Source organism: Paraburkholderia sp. BGA-UO-ETr-F12 (assembly GCF_059567945.1).
In genome coordinates this window covers 1-21,574 of record NZ_JCAQOZ010000051.1, presented here as the reverse complement: position 1 = coordinate 21,574, position 21,574 = coordinate 1, and the positions used below count along the sequence as shown (strand labels likewise).

Genomic DNA, 21,574 nt, shown 5'->3' with positions numbered 1-21,574 from the left:
TTATCCAAGCCAATACTTGCATAATAAGCCAGCCACACACGGCTGTCCATGATATGAAAAATCTGCAATCGGATGTGCCGGCCTGGGGCGATCTGCTCAGCGGCAGTAACGGCTGGAAGGCACTGGGTCTCGCCGGCGGCGTCGCGCTGCATGCCACCAATGTGTATGTGGCGACCACGATCCTGCCTTCGGTCGTGCATGACATCGGCGGGCTCGAACTGTACGCGTGGAACACCACGCTGTTCGTGGTCGCGTCGATTCTCGGCTCGGTGTTGTCGGTGCGCCTGCTCGCGGTGCTCGGCGCACGCTCCGCGTACTTTTGCGCGCTGGCGGTATTCGCGTTGGGCACTGTGGTGTGCGCGATTGCACCGTCAATGCCCTGGATGCTCGCCGGCCGCACGCTGCAAGGTCTCGGCGGCGGCATTCTGCTCGCCCTCAGTTATGCGCTGATTCGCGTGGTGTTCGAAGAGCGCCTGTGGCCGCGAGCAATGGGGTTGGTCTCAGGCATGTGGGGCGTGGCGACCTTGTGCGGTCCGGCGGTCGGCGGCATCTTCGCGCAGCTCGGCGATTGGCGCCTGGCATTCTGGGTATTGCTGCCGGTTGTGCTGCTGCTCGCCGTGATCGTGCATCGCGAGGTCGACGACAACCGCACGCATGGCGACGCGGCGGCGCAGCCGATTCCGTTGCTGAAGGTCAGCCTGCTCGGCGCTTCGGTTCTGGTGATTTCCCTCGCCGCCCTGACCGAAGACATGCGTTGGAACGCGCTCGGCGTCATCGCCGGCCTAGGGCTCGTGTGGCTGCTCGCCAGACTCGAACGCAGCGGCGCCGCTCTGCGTCTGCTGCCGAGCGGCTCGTTCTCGATTCGTACGCGAATCGGCAGCATCTACGCCTCCATGAGTCTGCTCGGTATCGGCGTGACGAGTGAAATCTTCGTGCCGTATTTCCTGCAGACGATCCACGGACGTTCGCCGCTGGCCGCCGGTTATCTGACAGCGTTGATGGCGGCCGGCTGGTCGATCGGTTCGATGTTCAGCGCGGGCCGCTCCGCCACCGCCGCGCAGCGCCTGAGCCGCGCCGGTCCGCTGGTCGCGGCACTCGGACTCGCCGCCCTCGCGTGGCTGATGCCGATCGCCGGGTTGTTCGACGGCTCGGCTGGCACGCTCGCCTTGTGCGCGGCGCTCATGAGCGTCGGGCTGGGTGTCGGGATCGGCTGGCCGCATCTGCTCACCCGGGTATTTACCGCCGCGCAGCCAGGCGAAGAGAACCTCGCGTCACTCTCGATCACCACCATTCAACTGTTCGCGATGGCGTTCGGCTCGGCGCTCGCGGGCCTCGTCGCAAATGGCGCCGGTCTGACGACCCTCGCCCCGCTGCCTGGTGCGCAACACACCGCGCTCTGGCTGTTCGCGACGTTCGCGTTCGCGCCTCTACTCGCTGCCGGGCTGGTCCACCAACGCCCGCAAGCGCGCCTTACCGGAGAAGCATCGTGATAGATCGAGTCCAGGCCATGCGGATCTTCGTGCGCATCGTCGACGCCAGCAGTTTCACGCGCGCCGCCGAATCCCTCGAAATTCCGCGCGCCACCGCGACAACCACCGTGCAGGCGCTCGAGTCCCTGCTCGGCGTGCAATTGCTGGTACGCACGACGCGCAAGGTCACGGTGACCGCGGAAGGCGCCGCGTACTACGAACGCTGCGCGCAGATTCTCGCCGCGATTGAAGAAGTCGAATCGGGCCTGTTCAACCGTCCGGAGAATTTGCGCGGCCGCTTGCGCGTGGCGATGCCGGGGATGATCGCCGCGTCGATCGTGGTGCCCGCGCTGGCCTCGTTCCGTGCGCTGCATCCGCATGTCGAGCTGGCGCTCAGTGTGATTCAGCGTACCCTCGACCCCGTCAGCGAAAGCGTGGATTGCAGCATCGAACTGGGGGAGTTGCCCGACTCCCGACTGCTCGCGCGCCGCCTCGGGTTGCTCGAACGCGTAACCTGCGCGAGCCCGGCCTATCTGGCGCGCTTCGGCCAGCCGAGGCATCTCGACGACCTCTCGGGTCACGTCGCGGTGAACTGGCTGTCGACGCAAACCGGGCGGCGTGTGGATTTCGAGTTCAGCGTGGCAAGGCGGCCGAGCAAGGTGAAGGTCGACAGCTTCATTCATGTGAACGATGAACACACCTATCTCGCATGCGGTCTTGAAGGCCTGGGGCTGATTCAACCCGGGCGCGCCACCGTCGCGCCGTATCTGGCATCCGGACAGTTGCTCGAGGTCTTGCCGAAGTGCAAGCCCACAGCAATTCCCATCTCTGTGACGTATGTGAAAAGCCGGCAGATTTCGCCGCGCGTGCGGGCGTTTGTCGACTGGCTCGCCGAGATTTTTGAAAATGCGCCGGGGACGGTCAAGGCATCGCCACCGCTAGCCGAACCGCCGTTCTGGCCCGTACTCGATGCGCAGCAGGGGTGTTACGACGTCGATACGGCATCGCGTTAGGGCGCATTGGCGGCATAAGCAGCACCGGCAATGCTCGCCTCAACGCGCCTGCGCGACCTTCGCACCGCCGGTTTGGGGCGGCTCAACCCATCGTGGTTCCGAATCTCAACTGTGCTCTGACGCCGCCACTTGAGCAGCGGCCGCTTCCGCCGCAGCCAAGGCAGGCGACACGATCGCCGCCTGACCGGTCTGCCGGCGCGAGCGGCCTGAACTCAGATAGTCGGCGATCGAGTCCTGCGTGACTTCGCCGACGTAACGACCGTCGCCATCCAGCACCGGCATCCACGACGAGTTGAACTGATACATCTTCGACAGCACGATGCGCAGATGCTCGTCGGCGCTCACCGTTGCCTTGAACTCGCTCAGATGCTCGCCACACACACCCTGCCCTGCTCGCGCGGCACGGCGCGTCACGTAACCGAGCGCCTGCTGGTTGTCGTCGACGATGGTCAGGTAGCGGCTATCGCTGTCGTCCATCATCTGGAACGCGCGCGTAAGCGGCATATCGGCACGGGCAGTTTCCGGCTGCGTCGCGGCGTCACCGGCCTTGACCAGCAGCAGGCGTTTCAACGTGCTGTCCTGACCGACAAACGCGCCGACAAACTCATCGCGCGGGTGCGCGAGCAGCGTGTCCGGATGATCGTATTGCACCAGTTGCCCGCGGCGGAACACGGCGACGCGATCACCGAGCTTGATCGCTTCGTCGATATCGTGGCTCACCATGATCACCGTCTTGTTCAACTGACGCTGCATCTGGAAGAACTCGTTCTGGATCGACTCGCGATTGATCGGGTCGACCGCGCCGAACGGCTCGTCCATCAACAGCACCGGCGGATCGGCAGCCAGCGCGCGAATCACGCCGATCCGCTGCTGCTGCCCGCCCGACAGTTCGCGCGGATAGCGCTTCAGATACTGCTTCGGATCGAGTGCGACCATCGACATCAGCTCGGTTGCGCGCTCGCGGCAGCGCTTCTTGTCCCAGCCGAGCAGACGCGGGACGACCGTGATGTTCTCTTCGATCGTCATGTTCGGGAACAAGCCGATCTGCTGGATCACATAGCCGATGTGGCGGCGCAGTTCCACTTCGTTCAACGCCGAGGTGTCCTCGCCGTTAATCAGCACCCGGCCCGAGGTCGGCGCAATCAGACGGTTGATCATCTTCAACGTGGTGGTCTTGCCGCAGCCCGACGGTCCGAGAAACACGCAGATTTCTCCTTCGCCGACAGTGAGGCTCACCGAGTCGACGGCGCGTACCGGCTGGCCGTCTTTCTGCGTAAACGTCTTGGTCAGTTTGTCGAGTTCGATCATGTCTTTTGTACTCCCTTCGGTGTCAGCAAGCGTTGCAGCGCTTGCAGCAGCAAGTCGGCGACGATCGCGAGCACGCTCACGAGCACCGCGCCTACCAGTAGTTTCATCATGTTGCTCTGGCCGATCGCGCGGATAATCAGCGTGCCGAGGCCGCCCGCGCCGATCACCGCGGCAATCGTCATCACGCCGATGTTCATCACCACCGCTGTGCGCACGCCGCCGAGAATCACCGGCACCGCAAGCGGCAAATCGACGAGCCGCAAGCGTTGCCAATCCGTCATGCCGATGCCGATACCGGCTTCCTTGATGCCGGCGTCGACGTTGCGTAGCGCAAGGTAAGTGTTACGCATGATCGGCAACAGCGAGTAAAGGAACACGGCGGTGATCGCGGGTACCGCGCCGATGCCCTGGCCGAAGCGCGAGAACACCGGAATCATCAAGCCGAACAGCGCGATTGACGGCAAGGTCAGCACCACGGTTGCAACGCTCAGCAGCGGCGCGGCAAGCCACTCATGCCGATTGATCAGGATACCCAGGGGTACGCCGACGATAATCGCGCATCCCACCGCGATACCCACCAGCCAGATGTGCTGGACTGTCAGTTGCAGAAGTTCCGGCCAGTTGGCCGATAAGTAGTCGAATACAGTCATATCAAGGTCTCCGCTCAGGGCAGCTTGTGCGTGCGCAGGAACTCCGCTGCGACTTCACGCACCGGCTTGCCGTCGATGTCGACCTGCTTGTTCATCTCCAGCATGGCGTCGTTGTTCAGCGCGTCGGACAGCGCGTTCAACTGCGCGGCGAGTTGCGGGTTCTGGTCGAGGATCGGTTTGCGCACCACCGGCGTGGCGTTATACGCGGGGAAATAGTGGCGGTCGTCTTCGAGCGGCACGATGTTGAAGCCCTTCACGCGGCCGTCCGTCGTGTAGATCAGACCGATCGGCACCTGGTTGTTATGCAACGCCGTATAGACGAGGCCCGGATCCATCTGACGCGTTTCCGCGCGGCTGAACTGCATACCGTAGGCGGCTTCGAGCGGCTTCAAACCGTCCGGACGATTGGCGAACTCCGCATCCATCGCGAACACGTGCTTCTTCTTCGGCTCGGCGGCGATCTTCGCGGCGAGTTGCGAAATCGTGCGGATGCCGGTTTGCTGCGCTACCTGCTGCGGTAAACCAAGCGCGTAGGTGTTGTTCAACGGGGAGCAGTCGAGCCAGACGAGGCCACGTTTTGCATCGAGTGCTTTCACGCGCTCGTACATCGTCTTCGGATCGAGCTTCTCGGTGATCTTGTTGTACACAATCGCGGCCGTGCCGGTGTATTCCCACGTGATATCGACCTGGCCGTTCTCCTGCGCACTGCGCAACAGCGTGCTGCCGAGACCGGTGCGGGCGTCGACCGTGTAGCCCTTCGAGCGCAGATACTGCGAGGTGATTTCGGTCAGGACGTATTGCTCGGTGAAGTTCTTGCCGCCGAGTACCAGGGTGGCCGCACTTGCATGGAGGCTGGTAAAGAGCAGCGCACCGGCTGCGATCCAGCGGCAGCGTTTGAACAGATTCATCATGCCGTCACCCCGCGTCGTGCGAGCAGGTAGCGGCTGCCGGCCGAGACGACGCCGTCGAGCACCAGCGCGAGAATCGCGGTGGCCGCGGCACCAAGCAAAAGCTGCTGCTGATTGTTCAGATAGATGCCCGGGAAGATCAGCGTGCCGAGGCTGTCCGCGCCGATCAGATATGCGAGCGGTGCGCTGCCCACGTTGATCGCAAGCGCCGTGCGCACGCCGCCGATGATGATCGGCATCGCGTTGGGTAACTCCACGCGCAGCAGCGATTGCCAGCCGGTCATGCCGAGACCTCGGGCTGCTTCACGCAAGGCGGGCGACACGCTTTTCATGCCTTCGTAAGCGTTACGGGTGATCGGCAGCAACGACGCGAGAAACAGCGCAACCAACGCAGGTATATCGCCAATGCCGAAGATGCCGAGCGCGATCGCCAGCACTGCCAACGATGGGATCGTGTTGCCGATGTTGAAGATCTGCATGAAACGCTCGGCATGACGCGCGAACGACGGCCGGCTGAGCAGCACGCCACAGGGGATACCGATCAGCAGTGCAAGCGCCATCGAGTAACCGACCAGCAGCAGATGCCGTTTCGTGTAGTAGACGAGATCGGGTGCGTACTGGTGCAATGCGCCGGGGTCGATCGCGCGGCACAGCAGCGCGACGACAATGCCGATGGCGACAAGACTGCCGATCAGTCTGGCAGGACGTTGAATCATGAAGATGCGCCTCCTTGTTCGAGCGACGCGCGGAAATAGCCACGCCGCACAGGCGTCGTGACGACGCTGCGAATGGGAAGTTCGGGACGCGGCTAGTGCCGCGAATTGAACCGAGTGGTGCCGGGGAGTCTGTTTTTTCCTCGGCGCGAGGGCGGTGGTTTTGCTTTCGCCTTCGGTGGCTTGCCAGTCAGCGAAGACTGGTGCCAGATCCATCGATCATGCGGATAGCTACGCCAGGTAGCTTGTCCGCTTGGCGGGGCAGAGCCCCTAGGTGCTGGTTTTTGATCTGCAAGGCTGAATGCGATTTACTGCCAATGTGCACTCAACCCCTTCTAACTTTAGCTATGTAGCCGGGATTTCACGGTTAGGATGCTGGGATTATACGGATGTTGGACAGCTTCGTCTACCCATGTGGTTAATCCATAGCATTTACGGTGCTGCTTTCAAGGCGAACTGGGGGCACCTTTTCTCGTTCTGTTTGCGGTCTATCAACGTTGCCCCGTGCGGGGGGCCTGCCCTTTTTTCCCCGAAAAAGCTCACCGTCAGGGTCTTTCTTCGCTCCCGAAAACGCTCACCTTGAACCCTGCCGGTGCGTGCGGCACGCATTCATCACCCCGGCAGGCTCATGGTTCACTTGCCGCCAAACACCGGAGGCCGCCGCTCCGAAAACGCGGTCAGTCCCTCGCTGAAATCCGCGCTCTCGCAGGCCTGCAGGCGAAGCTCGGCAATCTGTTCCATCGCCTGCACAGGCATGGGTTGCAGGTCCTCAAGTATCCGCAGTTGCTCCTTCACCGCCTGGATCGCCAGCGGCGCTTTGCTCGCTATTCCCCGCGCCATTTCAAGCGCCGTTGCTTCCAGTTTGTCGCTGTCGACCAGGCGGTTGATTACGCCGAAGCGCTCGGCACGCGCTGCGTCGAGTGGCTGCGCGCTGAAGAACATCTCCTTCAGCACGTGAATCGGCACATTGTTGAAGAATCGCAGCAGGCCGCTCGTGGTGTAAGGCAAGCCAATGTTCGCCGGCGTCATCGCGAAGCGCGCGCTTCCATCGGCAACGACCAGGTCGCAACTCATCGCCAGATCGACCGCGCCGCCCCACGCGGAACCCGATACCATCGCGATCACCACGCCCGGGTACGCACGCACGCGGCGCAATACCTGCTCCAACGGCTTGCCGTACGCAATCGGATCGCGGTCGTGCATCAACTCGCCAAGATCGTGGCCCGCGCTCCAAACGTCCTGCCCGATGCCGCTGCCCAGTATCACGACCGGAATTCGCCGCGCAGCAAGCTCGCAGAGGTGCGAGTCGAGTGCCTGCAATAACTCCGCGCTGAGCGCATTCCTGCGCGTAGGATGGCTGAACGTTAAACGTGCGATCCGTTCATCCGCTATCTCAACTGTTACCGTGAACGGCAACGCGTTCGGTGTGTTCATTGTGTGACCTCTACAGCATGTTTCAAGATTTGCATCCTGCTCATTGGGTAATGCCAGCCTCGCGCTCCGTAGCCTTCTCCTTCGACAGATACTCGCCCTGTTGATGCACCGCTTGGGCGGCAAGCAATGCCTTGATCGAGACCTCGTCGAAGCCCGCTTCGCGCAATACATCGACAGTATGTTCGCCAAGACCCGGCGGCGCATGCCGGCTGATGTGAGGCGAAGCCTCACCCGTTATCGTCGAACCCGATACCGGCGTGACGACCTGGCGCAGCGCGCCGAGTGTCGGATGCTCGACCGTTTCCACCAATCGGCAGTGCTGCACCTGAGGGTCGGCGAATACTTCGTCTAACGTATTGATCGGGCCGGCCGGCAATCCCACGCCGATGAAAAGTTCGGTCCACTCCCTTTTGCTACGCGTCTTTAAACGCGTTTCCAGCGCCACCTTCAATTCGTCGCGATGCGCGACGCGGGCTTCGTTGGTCGCGAAGCGGGAGTCGTCCGGCAACGCGGGTAAATCCAGCAACTGGCACAAGCGCAGCCACATGTCCGACGTAATCGGCGCGATGTTGAGCGGGCCATCGGCGGTTTCGAACACGCCATAGGGCGCGATCACCGCATGCGCGTTGCCGGTGCGGCGTGGAATGTCGCCAAGGCTCAGGTAGCGCTGCCCATGCACGCTCAAAAGCCCCACCAGACTCGCAAGCAACGAGGTGCTCACATGCTGGCCGCGCCCGGTTCGCTCGCGCTCCAACAACGCGGACAGGATCGCCATCGCGAGCCACATGCCCGAACTCAGATCGCCGATCGCGGTGCCGGTACGCGTGGGGTCGCCATCGGCGAAACCGGTCAGGCTCATCAGGCCGGAATACCCTTGCGCGATCTGGTCGAAACCGGGCCAGCCGCTCATCGGACCATCCGCGCCAAATGCATTGATGCTGCCCATCACCAGCCGCGGATTGCGCGCGCTGAGCACGTCGTAACCGAGCCCCATGCTGTCGATGGTGCCAGGCTTGAAGTTCTCGATCACGACGTCGGCATCGTCGATCAGCCGATGAATCGCCGCCAGTCCCTCGGGGTTGCGAAAGTCGATGCACACGCCGCGCTTGTTACGATTGCAGGAGAGATAGTAGGTACTCACACCTCGGTCGAATGGCCCCCAGGTCCGGCTCATATCGCCGCCCGGACCCGGTTCGACCTTGATGACATCCGCGCCGAGATCGGCCAGCACCATCGAGCAGAACGGCCCCGACAGCGCACGGCTCAGTTCGACGACCTTGATTCCTTGTAACGCTTGCATTCAGTTCTCCAGCGAATTGATGACGGCTGCGAATAACCTGTGTGACGCGCTTGCGCGCTGCCCGCACTGCAACACCCAAAGACCGGAGCAGGCAGCGCGATCGATGCGCTCGGCGAGGCGCTATTCCGGCAACGTCTGATGACGGGTCTCGACAGCAAACGGCAAGATCAGCAGGCCGATCCCAAAGGCCACCGCGGTCCACGCAATCGGCAACCCGAGCGAGCCTTGCCAATGAATCGCGGCAGCCAGCAGGAAGTTCACACCGGCGCCGAGCAGGCGGCCCACCGACGCGTTGAAGGCAAACGCGGTGGCGCGTATCCGGGTCGGGTATTGCTCGGGCAGCCACAGCGAGAAAATCGCGAAATTGCCGCCGAAGAAGCCAAGAAACAGCAGCGACACCATGAACGGGTTGAGCCCGTTCGGCAGATAGAAGATCCAGCCGAAAGCAACCACGATCGACACCGCCATGCCGGCGAAGTACACCCCCAGCGCGACGCGGCGCCCAAGCCGCTCCGCCAGCCACGGTGCTGCCAGGCAGCCGAGGATCGTCCCGACCGACAACACCGCGGCGCCGATCGAAGCAAGATGCACCGCGCCGACGCGGTCGATGCCGGCGCGTGTCGCCAGCGTCACGACGGCGCTCGCTTCGTACACCGACCCGGCCCACAAGCCAATGATCGCGACGCCCACGAGACTCGCGCTCGTCAACGTGCGACGTAGATAGGCGGGTGCGAATATCTCCATCAGCGGCCGGCGTTTCGGCGCGGCTGCGGCGTTCGTCTGACCGACTCCATGCGTGGCCTTGCGCCACTGCCCTGGCTCTTTCACCCTGAGCACCGTGAAGATCGCCAGCAGCGCCGGAGCGAGACCGCACAGGAACATCGCGCGCCAGCCATACGTCGCGCCGACCGTGTAGTTCAACAAAGCAGCAAGGAAAAACCCCACGTAGTAACCGGTCTGCAAATAGCCCGCCCCCATCTTGCGGCGATCTTCCGGCCAACTCTCGGCAACATAAGTCCCCGCCAGCGCCCACTCGCCACCCACGCCGATACCGGCAATCAGTCGGAAGGCGGCCAATTCCCAGACGTTGTGCGCGAATGCCGCGGCGCCGGTGAACACTGAATAGATCAGAATGCTCGCGGCCAAAGTCTTGACACGGCCAAAACGGTCGGCGAGCGGCCCCCAGATGAACGATAGCCCCCAGCCGATCAGAAACAGCGCAAACAGGATCGAGCCGTACATGCCCAGATTGCCCGGCGTCGCGGCAATCCCGGAGTTGGGCAGCAACTCGGTGAGCGCCGGAATCAGCACCAGCGCGTAGATCACGGAATCCACGCCGTCCAGCACCCATCCCGAGTAAACCGCCCAGAATCCGCCGATCTGCTCGCGGGTGAGAGGCGTGCGCCCGGCCTTGAGCCCGGGCGCCGACGCGGTGATCGCTTTAGCCATTCTTGTCTCCTGTGTCGACCAGAGTTCGCGCTTTAGCGCGCTACCCGGGCCTCATGCAACATGGTTGCCGCCGACGGACGCCGGCCGTTTTGAAGCTGCGCCGGACAGCTCACGCTGGGCACGCTTCGGTTTTTGTGAGTCGAGTATAAGAACCCACTCGATAATCTAAAAATATGATATTTCTCTAGCTCAATCGGATTTTGTTATGGGATCAAGGAGCGAGCGACGAGCATGGACCTGCGGCAGCTACGGTATTTCGTCAAAGTGGTGGAGTTCGGCAATGTCACGCGCGCGAGCGAGGCCCTGCATATCGCCCAGCCCGCGATCAGCCAGCAGATGCGTAATCTGGAACGCAATCTGGGGATGCAGTTGCTCGAGCGCAGCGTGCAGGGCGTGGCGCCCACCGCGGCCGGGCAAACGCTGTACCGTCACGCGATCGAGTTGCTGCGCCAGGCCGACAGCACGCGCGAGTTGCTACGGCAGGACGCGGAGCTGCCGCAGGGCAAAGTGTCGGTTGCCATGCCGTCGAGCACGGCGCGGATGGTGGCGATCCCGCTTGCACGCACGATTCGCGACCGCTTCCCAGGCATCGCGCTGGAACTGCTCGAAGCGCCGAGCGCGGAACTCGGCAGTCTGATCGGCAGCGGCAGGGTGGAACTGGCTGTGGTGGTAGACGCAGTCGAAACGCGCGGGGTCGCCGCGCAGAAGCTGCTCACCGAGGTGCTCTATCTGATCGCGTGGCCGGAGTTTCAGATGCCACACGAGTCGGTGTCGATCGCCGAACTCGGGCGTATGCCTCTGATCCTGCCCAGCGCGCCGAATACGATTCGCAGCCGCGTCGAGTGGGCGCTGCGCGAGGCCGGGCTGCCGTGCGAGATTCTGTTCGAGGCTAGTTCCACCGCGCTGTTGTTCGCCGCGGTGATGGCAAAGTTAGGTGTGACGATCCTGCCGTGGACGGCCGCGCACGTTGAACTCGACGAGCACAAGCTCAAGCTTGCCAAGGTCGATCACCCGCTTTTCTCGCGCGAGCTGTCGCTCTGCTGGCACGACACGGCGTTGCTGAGCAATGCCGTGCAGAAGGTCAAGGCGACGATACTCGAACTGTTCGACAGCCTTGGCAAGCGGCCGGAGTGGGCCGCGGCGGATTAAGGCACGGCGCCGAAGCGCGGTGCGCTCAGGACGCGCTCACGCGCCGCACGAAGAGCCGCCGCGTGAGATCGAATGCCATCAGATTCCCGGCCACCACCAGCAGGAGCCCGAGCACCGCCAACGCGGACCATTGGTAGCCCTCGAATATCGTCGAGACGGCAAGCGCGACAATTGGAAACAGCACGGTGCAGTAAGCGGCCCGCTCCGGTCCCATGCGTCCAACCAGCATCAGGTACGCCGTAAAACCGATCACCGAGCCGAAGATCGCCAGATAGGCGAGCGCGCCGAGATAACGCACGTCAGGCTCGATAGAGAACGAGAAACCGGCCAGCACGCTTCCCACCGTCAGGATGCTCGCGCCGATCAGCATGGCCCAGCTATTGGTGGCGAACGGGTGCAAGCCCATCGATTGCATCCGGCTCGACAGCAGATTGCCGGCCGAAAAGCACAAGGTGCCAAGGAACGCGATAGCGAGCCCTAGCCACACCGCGTGGTCGCCCAGGTGCCCGGCCATCTGCTGGACGAACAGGCAGACGATGCCGACCAGCCCCAATGCCGCCCCCGCAATCGCCGACGGCTGCAAAGGACGGCCCATGAACAGCCGGCCGTTGATCGAGTTCAGCAGCGGCGCGGTAGAAAACACCACCGCGACGAGGCCGCTCGGCACCACCTGTTCCGCGTAGTAGAAGCACAGAAAGTTCAGGCAGAAGAGCGCCAGACCTTGCGCGGCAAGAAAGCGCCACGCGGCGCGCGGCGGCCAGATCGGCCGGCGCATGATGCGCAGCAGCGCGAATAGCACCAGTGCCGCAATCCAGAACCGCCACGCAATCGACACCGGCGGCGGTACCGAACCCAATTGCCATTTGATCGCGATCCACGTGGTGCCCCAGATCAGCACGGTGGCGGCATAGAGCAAAAAATTCATGACGAAGCCTGTGGCAGCAATAAGCGAGAGTCCCACTATGCTGCGGCGCCGGCAAAGGCAGTTGTCCAGGATTGCGCACTTTTTCGGGGTGATACACCGCCCGCGACCGCTCGCCGTATACTGGCCGCTCACCCTATCATCGAATGCAGCCCGCTCCTCTCCGTGAACACCACCCTGCCCGCCTCCGTGATCGAACCCACTGAAACGCCGTTCGGCCTTCAGTCGGTTTGTCACACGCTGCAGAGCGCCAACGCGAATCTCGAACGCTTCGCGTGGCTGGGCGACCGGCTTGCCATCGCGCTCTGGACACGCGAAACCGAGGAAGCCGAGACCATCTATGAGCGGCCCGGCCATCACACGCTGTCGTGCTATCTGGACGGCGGCTATCGCACCGAGCGGCAGAAGATGCCCGGGCGCTACGGCGCGCCGTCGCGGCTTTGCGCGTTGCCGGGCGACCATGAATCGCGCTGGTGGGTGCGCGGTCACATGCATTTCATGCATCTGTACTTCCTGCCTGAACACTTCACGCAGCGCGCCGTGCAGGAACTCGATCGCGAGCCGCGCGAACTGACGCTGGCCGATCGCACCTATTTCGAAGACGCCCGCATCGCGAGCCTGTGTCAATCGCTCGCCAACGAAGACTGGCAGGATCCCGACGGCCTGCTGCGGACGAATGAGGCCGCGCATCAGGTCTTGAGCCTGCTGCTGCGCGCACAAGGCGTGCGCCGCACGGACACGTCGCTGAAGGGCGGTTTGTCGGTTGCGACCCGGCGGCGCTTGCGCGATTACATCGAGAACCATCTCGCGCAAACGCTCACGCTCGGCGAGCTTGCCGGTGTGGCGGCACTATCCGAGTTCCATCTCGCGCGCATGTTCCGCACGTCGTTCGGACTTCCGCCCGCCGCCTGGATCGCGCAGCAACGGCTCGAACGCGCCCGCACGCTGCTGCGCACCACGAGGCTGCCGCTCGCACAAGTCGCCGAACAATGCGGCTATGCCAACGCCAGCCATTTCAGCCATCGCTTTCGTGAAAGCGTCGGCGTGGCGCCGGCGGCATATCGACAGGTTGTCGGCGCCGCCTAGTGGTTCACCGCCCTCACTGCAAAGCCATTGCCAGCACACGCGCAACATGGATCGCGTCGACGCCCGCCCCGTCGTGAATCTGATGCCGGCAACTCGTGCCGTCCGCGACCATCACCGTATTGCCGTCGATCTTGCGCACCGCCGGCAGTAGCGAGAGTTCCGCCATTGCCTGCGATGTCGCGTAATGCTCGGCTTCGTAGCCGAAGCTGCCCGCCATTCCGCAGCACGACGATTCCACCGTCGACACCTTCAGGTCAGGAATCCACTTCAGCACGGTTTGCACGGGTGTGAACGCATCGAAAGCCTTTTGGTGGCAGTGACCATGTACGAGCGCCTGCTCCTTTGCCAACGGCTTCAATGCGAGTCGCAAGCGTCCGGCCTTTTCCTCGCGCACCAGAAACTCTTCGAACAGAAACGCCTGTTTCGAAAGCCGTTGTGCTTCTTCGCCGAAACCGTAGTGCAGAAACTCGTCGCGCAACGACAGCAGACACGACGGCTCCAATCCGACAATCGGCACGCCGCGCTCGACAAAAGGTTTGAACAGATCGAGCATGCGTCGTGCTTCCTGCTTCGCTTCATCGACCAGACCGGCCGCGAGGAAGGTCCGGCCGCAGCACACCGGCCGCTCGCCGTGGCTCGTATTGAAGTGCACCGTGTAGCCGGCGGCTTCCAGCACCTGTTGCGCGGCGCGTGCGTTCTCGGGCTCCATGTTGTTGTTGAACGTATCGACGAAGAGCAGCACTTCTTTCAGCGCGCCGCCTCGAGGCGGCTTCGCCGCCAACGCGCTCGCCAGAAACGATTTCCTGAAACGCGGCAGCGTGCGTTCCGGCGCAAAACCTACCGCCCGCTTGAACCATGCCGACAACACCGGCACGTTATCGGCCAACGCCATCAATCCAGGCACCCGGCTCGCCGTTGCGGCATAGCGCGGCATGAAGGCCACCAGCCTGTCGCGCAGACGCAGTCCATGCCGTTTGACGCGCGCCGCCCGCGCCTCGATCTTGAACTTCGCCATATCGACGCCCGTCGGGCAATCGCGCTTGCAGCCCTTGCACGAGACGCACAGATCGAGCGTGTCCTTCACATCGTCGCTGGCAAGTCCTGCTTCGCCGAGTTGCCCGGAGATCGCCAGACGCAACGTGTTCGCACGTCCTCGCGTCACGTGCTGCTCATCCTTCGTCACGCGATAACTCGGGCACATGGTGCCCGCGTCGAACTTGCGGCAATGGCCGTTGTTGTTGCACATCTCGACGGCCTTCGCGAGACCGCCCGACAAATCATTGCCGCTGCCCGGCAAGGTCTCCTGCCCCGTCAGCGGATCGCGTTCGACGTTCCAGGCGGACCAGTCGAGCGCGGTCTCGATCGGACGCGCGGCGTAGCCCGGCGCGAAGCGAAAATTGCGCGCATCGTCCATCTTAGGCGGACGCACGATCTTGTCGGGATTGAAACGATTGTCCGGATCGAACAGCGCCTTGATCTCGGTGAACGCCTGGTTCAGACGCGGCCCGTATTGCCATGCGACCCATTCGCCGCGGCACAAACCGTCGCCGTGCTCACCCGAATATGCGCCCTTGTATTCACGCACCAGGGCGGCCGCTTCTTCGGCGATCGCGCGCATCTTGAGCGCCCCGTCGCGCCGCATGTCGAGAATCGGCCGCACGTGCAGCGTGCCGACGCTCGCATGCGCGTACCACGTGCCTTCTGTCCCGTGCCGATGGAACACCTCGGTCAGGCGGCTCGTATATTCCGCCAGATGTTCGAGCGGAACCGCGCAGTCTTCGATGAAGGAGACCGGCTTGCCGTCGCCCTTCATGCTCATCATGATGTTCAGCCCAGCCTTGCGGACTTCCCACAGCGCTTTCTGTTCGTTCGCGGCAGGCATCTCGACAACCGAATCGGGCAAGCCCAGATCGGCCATCAGTTCGGTGAGTTGCTTGAGCGACGCAAGCTGCTGATCCGCGTTCTCGCCCGCGAATTCCACCAGCAGGATCGCTTGCGGCTCGCCGACCAGCGCCTTCTCGATCACCGGCCGGAAAGCGGGATTGCTCATCGCCAGATCGATCATCGTGCGATCGACCAGCTCCACGGCCACCGGCTTCAGCTTGACGATGTGCTGCGTGAGGTCCATCGCTTGCCAGAAGGTCGGGAAATTCACCACGCCCAGCGTTTTATGCTGAGGCAGCGGTGCGAGCTTCAGCGTCAATTGCCGGCTGAACGCCAGCGTGCCTTCCGAACCGATCAGCAGATGCGCGAGATTGGCGATACCGTCGTCGGTATAAGCGCGCGGGTTCTGGCAATCGAACAGGTCGATGTTGTAGCCGGATACGCGCCGCAGCACCTTCGGGATGCGCTCGACGATTTCATCATGCTCGCGCTCGGCAATCCGCTTCACGCCTTCCACGATCTGCTGCAGGCGCGCGCCTTGCGGCGCCTGCAGCAATGACGCGAAATGTGCTTCACTGCCGTCGGCGAGAATCGCGTCGATCGCCTCGACGTTGTGCACCATGTTGCCGTATTCGATCGAACGCGAACCGCACGAGTTGTTGCCGGCCATGCCGCCGATCGTGCATTGCGCCGCCGTCGAGACGTCGACGGGAAACCATAGACCGTGCGGTTTCAGCCATGCGTTCAGGTGGTCCAGCACGACGCCCGGCTCTACCGTCACGGTACGCGCGTCGGCATCGAACGCGACGATGTTGTTCAACCATTTGCTGGTATCGATAACCAGCGCTTCACCGACCGTCTGGCCACATTGGCTGGTACCCGCGCCGCGCGCGAGCAGCGGCACTTTCTCGCTACGCGCAATCTCCAACGCGATCCGCAGGTCGTCCTGATCGCGCGGCACCACCACGCCGATCGGCGTGATCTGGTAGATCGACGCGTCGGTCGAATAACGGCCGCGGCTCGCCGCATCGAATAACACGTCGCCGCGCAAGGACTTGCGCAGATGCTGTGCGAGCGGCGTCGTCAGGCGCGCGGCGGACGGCACGAGATGGATCGGCTTGACGAGCAAAGCGGAGGTGGGGTTCGTCATATCGTCGGCCTGGAAGAAAACGGACTAGTACAGTGTCAGGCTGATCGGCGCGAGCCCTTCAATGCGCCCGCTGGCCGTGCCCGCGCTCTGCGGGAAAAACATTCCGGTATACGAACCGGTCGTGACGATCATCTCCGGCGTGATCGCAATGCCGCGCGACGTCGCGTGATTGACAAGCCATGTCAGAAGGCGTCGCGGATCGCCGGCCGGATTGGCGGGCGTCGTCTCGACCACGTCGAGGCCTTCAAAGCTGAACCGCAACGACGGGGACAAAAACGGAAAATCCTCGCGATACGGCGTGAATTCGCCGACGATCAGCGCGCCGTGATTCTGCAAGTCAGCAAGCTGGGCGAGCCTGTCGACGTCGGGCCAGTTGGCATAACGGCTCGCCACGATCTCGATGGTCGTGCCGATCGAGCCGATACCGCCCAGCACGTCGGCTTCGCTATAAGACGTGGCTGATGGCTCGAAACGGCGGCCGAAGCGGAATGCGATCTCCAGTTCGAGTCCCAGTGGCGTGAAGGTTTTGCGCGACAAGCGTGCGCCGTCGGCGTGCAGATCGCTCGCCGGCAGCGGTGCGCCCTGGATCGGGCCGCTGTCGGACTTCGCGCCGATCTTCCAGCCGCCGATCGGCGCATCCAGCGCGCGCAGAATGTCGTGCTGGATCGCGTAGGCGGCGGCGCCGTCTGCTGGAATCTGCTCCGCCGGCAACGCATCGAGCGTCAGGTGATGGCGGCGCGCGTCGGCGAGACGTTGACTCAGTGATGTTGTCATTGCTTTCAAGGCGAAAAGAAGGAACGGTGCTGCCTGCTTATGCGCCCACGCCGGTAGTCGCATGCGCTTTGTCGGCCGCATTGAGGTCAAACTTGCTTTCCGGCTGCATGCGGAACGCGAGCACCACGCCGAGCGCCATCAACAGCATGCTGCCGACGAACGGCAACTCCCAGCTGCCGAAGTAGTCGATCAGGAATCCGCCAACCACCGGCGAGACGATCGCGGCAAAAGCCGAGCCGGTGTTCATCATGCCGCTCGCGGTGCCTGAGTATTCCGGCGCGATATCCATCGGAATCGCCCACATGGGACCAATCGTCATTTCGGCGAAGAAGAAGCCCGACGCAAGGCACGCCATCGACACATACAGGTGATGCGTGAACATCAGCGGAATCAGCGAGAGAAGACAAAAGAACATGCACACCGACACCATCCAGCTGCGCGCACGCTTCAGGCTGCGGGTACGTGTGAAGATCCAGTCGGTCACAATGCCGCCGAGCGTATCGCCGAGCACGCCGGCAAAGAACACGACCGAGGCGAAGATCGCCGACTTTTGCAGTTGCAGGTGATAGCTGTGCAGGAAGTACTGCGGAATCCAGCTAAGGAACAGCCACAAGGTCCAGCCATAGCAGAAGTACACGATCGTGACCGGCCACATGCGGCGAAACAGTTTGCCCCACGGCACGCCGGCCGCTTTCGGTTTCGGCGCGGGCAAGACTTCGAGTTCCTCAGCCGTGATGCGCGGATGATCTTTCGGATGTTCGGTGAACGTGAACGCCCACACCGCGACCCACAGCAAGCTGAACACGCCGCAGATATAGAACGATTCGCGCCAGCCCCATGTGGCCATCACCAGCACGATCAAGCCCGGTGCCACCGCATTGCCGATACGCGACGCCGCGTGAGTGATGCCCTGCGCAAACCCGCGTTTTTCTTTCGCGACCCAACGCGCCATGGCCGAGGTCGCGGCGGGAAACGTGGCGCCTTCGCCGAAACCGAGCAGCACGCGTGCGGCCAGCAACGAGACCAGGCCGCCCGCGAGACCGGTCAGCAGCGTCGCGACACCCCAGATGGCGCCGCAGAAGATCAGCGTGCGTTTCGCGCCGAAGCGGTCGCTGACCCAGCCACCGATGATCTGAAAAATCAGATACGGGTAAGCGAAAGCGGAAAACACGAGGCCCACCTCAGTATGGGACAGGCCAAATTCCTTGCCAAAACCTGCCGCCGCGGTGCTGACGTTGACGCGGTCAAGGTAGGTGATGAAGTACATGATGCAGAGCATCACTATAACGATACTGGTCGCACTGCTCACACGAAACCGCTTCATCGTCTCTCTCCATTGCAGTCTGTCGACGGCGCGCCTGGAATGGCGCGCTGCATCGTCGCCCGTCAGCGACCTGCGCCGCGGGAACATCGCCTGTTGTTCATGAGCCGCGTTCTATGCGCGGCTTCGTGAGGGAAGTGCTCCCGCCCTCCCCTGCTGCGAGAAGCGCCTGAGTGCTCAGGTGCTCAGGTGCTTAAGGTGCTTACGCTGCGGCTTTCAGTCCCGAGGCCTGAGTCGGCTGGCTCAACCACTCCATAGCGGCAGGCAAGCCGCTTTCCTTGAGCGGTACGCCCGCGAGCCGCAGACCCATTTCGCAACCGGCCAGTGTTGCCAGCAGCATCAGGTCGTTGCAGTCGCCCAGATGGCCGATGCGGAACATGCGGCCTTTCATCTTGCCGAGACCGGTACCGAGCGACATGTCGAAGCGTTCGTAGATGACCTTGCGCACCGCGTCGGCATCGATGCCATCCGGCATCATCACGCCGGTCAGCACCGGGCTATACACGGCGGGGTCCGCGCACTGAATCTCCAGACCCCACGCGCGAACCGCGCGGCGGGTGGCTTCGGCGAGACGCTCATGACGGGCGAACACGTTATCGAGCCCTTCGCCGAGAATCATCTCCAGCGCCTCGTTGAGCCCGTACAGCAGGTTCGTGTTCGGCGTGTACGGCCAGTAGCCGGTCTTGTTCATCTCGACGATGTCGGTCCAGTCCCAGAAGCTGCGCGGCAATCTGGCCTGCTTGCTGGCGGCCACCGCCTTCGGCGAGATCGCGTTGAAGCTGATGCCCGGCGGCAGCATCAAACCCTTTTGCGAGCCCGACACGGTGACGTCGACGCCCCATTCGTCATGGCGATAGTCGGCGCAGGCGAGACCCGAGATCGTGTCGACCAGCAGCAGCGCCGGATGGCCGGCGGCGTCGATTGCGCGGCGCACGGCGGCGATATCCGAGGTGACGCCCGTGGAGGTTTCGTTATGGACGACGCACACTGCCTTGATCGCGTGTTGCGTGTCGGCGCGCAGGCGCTCTTCGATCATGTTCGGTTGCACACCACGACGCCAGCCTTCGATGCCAGGCAGACCGAGGAACTCCGGTTTCAGCCCGAGGCTTTCCGCCATCTTTTTCCACAGCGTGGCGAAGTGACCGGTCTCGAACATCAACACGTTGTCGCCGGGGCTGAGCGTATTCGACAGCGCCGCTTCCCAAGCGCCCGTACCGGAAGCCGGATAGATCACCACCGGGTGTTGCGTCTTGAAGATTTTCTTGATGCCTTCGAGCACCTTCAGACCAAGTTCGCCGAACTCGGGGCCGCGATGATCGATGGTCGGGTAGCTCATCGCACGGAGAATGCGATCGGGCACCGGGCTCGGACCCGGGATCTGCAGGAAGTGACGGCCAGCGGGGTGAAAGTCTAACTTGAGCATTGGGCTCCTCCGATTGAATTTTGCATGCAAAAAACTATATCAGACGATCCGTGACGGATCCAAGGCGAAAATTGCCTGTCGATACCGGTGTTTACCCGCGCTATTAACTAATCTGGATGCTTCCGCTAAAATCCTGCCTAACACGATGTTGAGGATTTTTGTATGCAAAATTCGGATTTCGATGCGGGTGTGGCCGCGTCCCCGCTGATGCCGAAGGTTGAGCGTCAGCGCTTGCACGACACGGTGGTGGAGCACATTCGCCGTTTTATCGTCGAGGGGGTGCTGGAGCCGGGCAAGAAACTGAACGAGCGCGAGTTATGCGAGACGCTGGGGATTTCGCGCACGCCGTTGCGGGAGGCGTTGAAGGTGCTCGCCGCCGAAGGGCTGATCGAGATTTCGCCGAACCGCGGTGCGTCGGTGTCGAAGATGTCGGAAGCGGAGTTGCGCGAGACCTTTGAGTTGATGAGTGGTCTGGAGGCTTTTTCCGGCGAACTGGCGGCGGAGCGGATGACGGCTGCGGAGCTTGCTGAGATCAAGGCGCTGCACTACGCGATGCTGGCTTGCCGGACGCAGAACGATCTGGCTGGGTACTACAGCCGCAACCAGGCGATTCACGACAAGATCAATGAAGCGGCGAGGAATTCAGCACTGCGGCAGACTTATGTTGCTGTGAATCGGCGCTTGCAGGCGTTGCGGTTTCGGTCGAATTTTCAGATCCCTAAGTGGGATAGCGCGATTCATGATCATGATGAGATGTTGAAGGCGCTTGAAGCGCGGGATGGGAAGAAGTTGAGCGCGATTCTTCGGCAGCATTTGCTGGATAAGAGGGATGCGGTTTTGCAGGTGCAATCGAGGGAGGAGGTGGCGGCTTCGGTGTTGAAGGCTTGAGCCTGCCCGGCGGGTTTGTTGTTGATCTGGATTTTTGGGCGTTGCCCCGCTGGGTTCGTGGTCTGTTTGGCGTTGCTCTCGTTGGTCTTTTGGCCTTTCCTTGAATTGTTAGTGGTCTATTAGCGTTGCCCCTGTGCGGGGCAGCACCTACTTTTCTTTGCCTGCGGTGTGTGTCAAGGTAGTTGTCGTCTGAACCGTTACGCTGCCTGCTTGTATCTGTGAGCCGATGCCAGGGTGCGCTCCGGATTCAGATGGACTTTGTCTGCCAGGTGCCAGTTGCGGATGGCGCCCGACCATCGGGCAGGATTTTGCATGCGTGCGCTCTGGTATAGCGCACGCCGTCTAGCCAGAAGGTCGTTGGCTTCACCTCGGTGCCGTTGTCCCGGGCTGACATATTTCAATGCGCTGTGACAGTGCTCCTCGTTGAACCACTGCACGAAGCGCTGCACCCATTCCCGGGCTGCCTCCAGCGTATCGAACGGTTTCTCAGGCCATAACGGACAGTACTTCGCCGTACGGAACAGCGACTCAGCAAAGGCGTTGTCGTTACTGACGCGTGGCCGGCTGAACGATGGCTCGACCCCCAGATCAATCATGGCCGCGCGCATCGTGGGGGTGTCAGAATTTCCGTGTTTAAGGCGTTTGGAGAATTACACGGGTGATCTGATGAAGCGATCCTGATAGAGGATAGCGAATTGGTTCATGGCCGTCTTCCAGTCGTGAGCTGCATGTC

At 62.5% G+C, this 21,574-nt stretch carries 18 protein-coding genes; 5 read left to right on the top strand and 13 right to left on the bottom strand.

The features are described from left to right. The first annotated feature begins 53 nt into the window (after nt 1–53). Nucleotides 54–1,490 (top strand): MFS transporter, encoded by a 1,437-nt coding sequence (locus AC57B6_RS22230; RefSeq protein WP_496422119.1) that lies wholly within the window; start codon nt 54–56, stop codon nt 1,488–1,490. Beyond that, nucleotides 1,487–2,482 carry a LysR family transcriptional regulator gene (locus tag AC57B6_RS22225; protein ID WP_081833023.1) on the top strand — a complete coding sequence of 332 codons (996 nt, stop codon included), beginning with the start codon at nt 1,487–1,489 and terminating at the stop codon, nt 2,480–2,482. Before AC57B6_RS22230 ends, AC57B6_RS22225 begins: the two co-directional genes overlap by 4 nt. Nucleotides 2,483–2,587: 105 nt before the next feature. Here the strand turns inward: AC57B6_RS22225 and AC57B6_RS22220 are convergent, their stop codons facing one another. The 7 genes from AC57B6_RS22220 to AC57B6_RS22190 form a co-directional block, all read right to left on the bottom strand. After that, a complete protein-coding gene (locus AC57B6_RS22220; RefSeq protein WP_028196031.1) occupies nt 2,588–3,790 on the bottom strand; it encodes an osmoprotectant ABC transporter ATP-binding protein OsmV in 1,203 nt (400 codons plus the stop codon). Then, a complete protein-coding gene (locus AC57B6_RS22215) occupies nt 3,787–4,440 on the bottom strand; it encodes an ABC transporter permease (protein WP_028196030.1) in 654 nt (217 codons plus the stop codon). The genes AC57B6_RS22220 and AC57B6_RS22215 overlap by 4 nt, the downstream gene beginning before the upstream one ends. A gap of 14 nt (nt 4,441–4,454) precedes the next feature. Next, the gene (locus tag AC57B6_RS22210) at nt 4,455–5,351 is read right to left on the bottom strand and encodes a glycine betaine ABC transporter substrate-binding protein (RefSeq protein WP_454808424.1); all 897 of its coding nucleotides are present in this window, start codon (nt 5,349–5,351) and stop codon (nt 4,455–4,457) included. Beyond that, the gene (locus tag AC57B6_RS22205) at nt 5,348–6,064 is read right to left on the bottom strand and encodes an ABC transporter permease (protein WP_046572056.1); all 717 of its coding nucleotides are present in this window, start codon (nt 6,062–6,064) and stop codon (nt 5,348–5,350) included. The genes AC57B6_RS22210 and AC57B6_RS22205 overlap by 4 nt, the downstream gene beginning before the upstream one ends. 630 nt (nt 6,065–6,694) lie before the next feature. Beyond that, nucleotides 6,695–7,495 (bottom strand): methylmalonyl-CoA decarboxylase, encoded by an 801-nt coding sequence (gene scpB / locus AC57B6_RS22200; RefSeq protein WP_496422118.1) that lies wholly within the window; start codon nt 7,493–7,495, stop codon nt 6,695–6,697. A gap of 40 nt (nt 7,496–7,535) precedes the next feature. Further along, nucleotides 7,536–8,795, bottom strand: a complete 1,260-nt coding sequence (locus tag AC57B6_RS22195) for a CaiB/BaiF CoA transferase family protein (RefSeq protein ID WP_496422117.1) — start codon at nt 8,793–8,795, stop codon at nt 7,536–7,538. A gap of 120 nt (nt 8,796–8,915) precedes the next feature. Further along, nucleotides 8,916–10,244 carry an MFS transporter gene (locus AC57B6_RS22190; RefSeq protein WP_454808425.1) on the bottom strand — a complete coding sequence of 443 codons (1,329 nt, stop codon included), beginning with the start codon at nt 10,242–10,244 and terminating at the stop codon, nt 8,916–8,918. Nucleotides 10,245–10,475: 231 nt separating this feature from the next. On the opposite strand from AC57B6_RS22190, the gene AC57B6_RS22185 reads away from it, so the two are divergent. Next, entirely contained in the window at nt 10,476–11,393 is a 918-nt protein-coding gene (locus AC57B6_RS22185; RefSeq protein ID WP_496422116.1) for a LysR substrate-binding domain-containing protein, read from the top strand. Nucleotides 11,394–11,418: 25 nt separating this feature from the next. Here AC57B6_RS22185 and AC57B6_RS22180 read toward each other — a convergent pair whose 3' ends face one another. Continuing rightward, nucleotides 11,419–12,318 carry a DMT family transporter gene (locus AC57B6_RS22180; RefSeq protein ID WP_496422115.1) on the bottom strand — a complete coding sequence of 300 codons (900 nt, stop codon included), beginning with the start codon at nt 12,316–12,318 and terminating at the stop codon, nt 11,419–11,421. A gap of 162 nt (nt 12,319–12,480) precedes the next feature. Here AC57B6_RS22180 and AC57B6_RS22175 point away from each other — a divergent pair, with 162 nt between their 5' ends. After that, nucleotides 12,481–13,401, top strand: coding sequence for an AraC family transcriptional regulator (locus AC57B6_RS22175; RefSeq protein ID WP_028196022.1), 921 nt, complete (start codon nt 12,481–12,483; stop codon nt 13,399–13,401). 13 nt (nt 13,402–13,414) lie between these two features. On the opposite strand, the gene AC57B6_RS22170 is transcribed toward AC57B6_RS22175, so the two are convergent. From AC57B6_RS22170 to AC57B6_RS22155, 4 genes are all read right to left on the bottom strand, one after another. Further along, on the bottom strand, nt 13,415–16,435 hold the full coding sequence (locus tag AC57B6_RS22170; RefSeq protein WP_496422114.1) for an FAD-binding and (Fe-S)-binding domain-containing protein: 3,021 nt from the start codon (nt 16,433–16,435) through the stop codon (nt 13,415–13,417). Nucleotides 16,436–16,459: 24 nt separating this feature from the next. Then, entirely contained in the window at nt 16,460–17,209 is a 750-nt protein-coding gene (locus AC57B6_RS22165; RefSeq protein WP_030102281.1) for a 2-keto-4-pentenoate hydratase, read from the bottom strand. Between the two features lie 37 nt (nt 17,210–17,246). After that, nucleotides 17,247–18,533 carry an MFS transporter gene (locus AC57B6_RS22160; protein WP_028196019.1) on the bottom strand — a complete coding sequence of 429 codons (1,287 nt, stop codon included), beginning with the start codon at nt 18,531–18,533 and terminating at the stop codon, nt 17,247–17,249. A gap of 199 nt (nt 18,534–18,732) precedes the next feature. Next, nucleotides 18,733–19,953, bottom strand: a complete 1,221-nt coding sequence (locus AC57B6_RS22155; protein ID WP_030102282.1) for a pyridoxal-phosphate-dependent aminotransferase family protein — start codon at nt 19,951–19,953, stop codon at nt 18,733–18,735. A gap of 162 nt (nt 19,954–20,115) precedes the next feature. On the opposite strand from AC57B6_RS22155, the gene AC57B6_RS22150 reads away from it, so the two are divergent. After that, the gene (locus tag AC57B6_RS22150; RefSeq protein ID WP_030102283.1) at nt 20,116–20,841 is read left to right on the top strand and encodes a GntR family transcriptional regulator; all 726 of its coding nucleotides are present in this window, start codon (nt 20,116–20,118) and stop codon (nt 20,839–20,841) included. A gap of 197 nt (nt 20,842–21,038) precedes the next feature. On the opposite strand, the gene AC57B6_RS22145 is transcribed toward AC57B6_RS22150, so the two are convergent. Continuing rightward, nucleotides 21,039–21,437: an integrase core domain-containing protein gene (locus AC57B6_RS22145; protein ID WP_496422113.1), complete on the bottom strand. Its 399-nt coding sequence runs from the start codon at nt 21,435–21,437 to the stop codon at nt 21,039–21,041. Nucleotides 21,438–21,574: the final 137 nt, after the last annotated feature.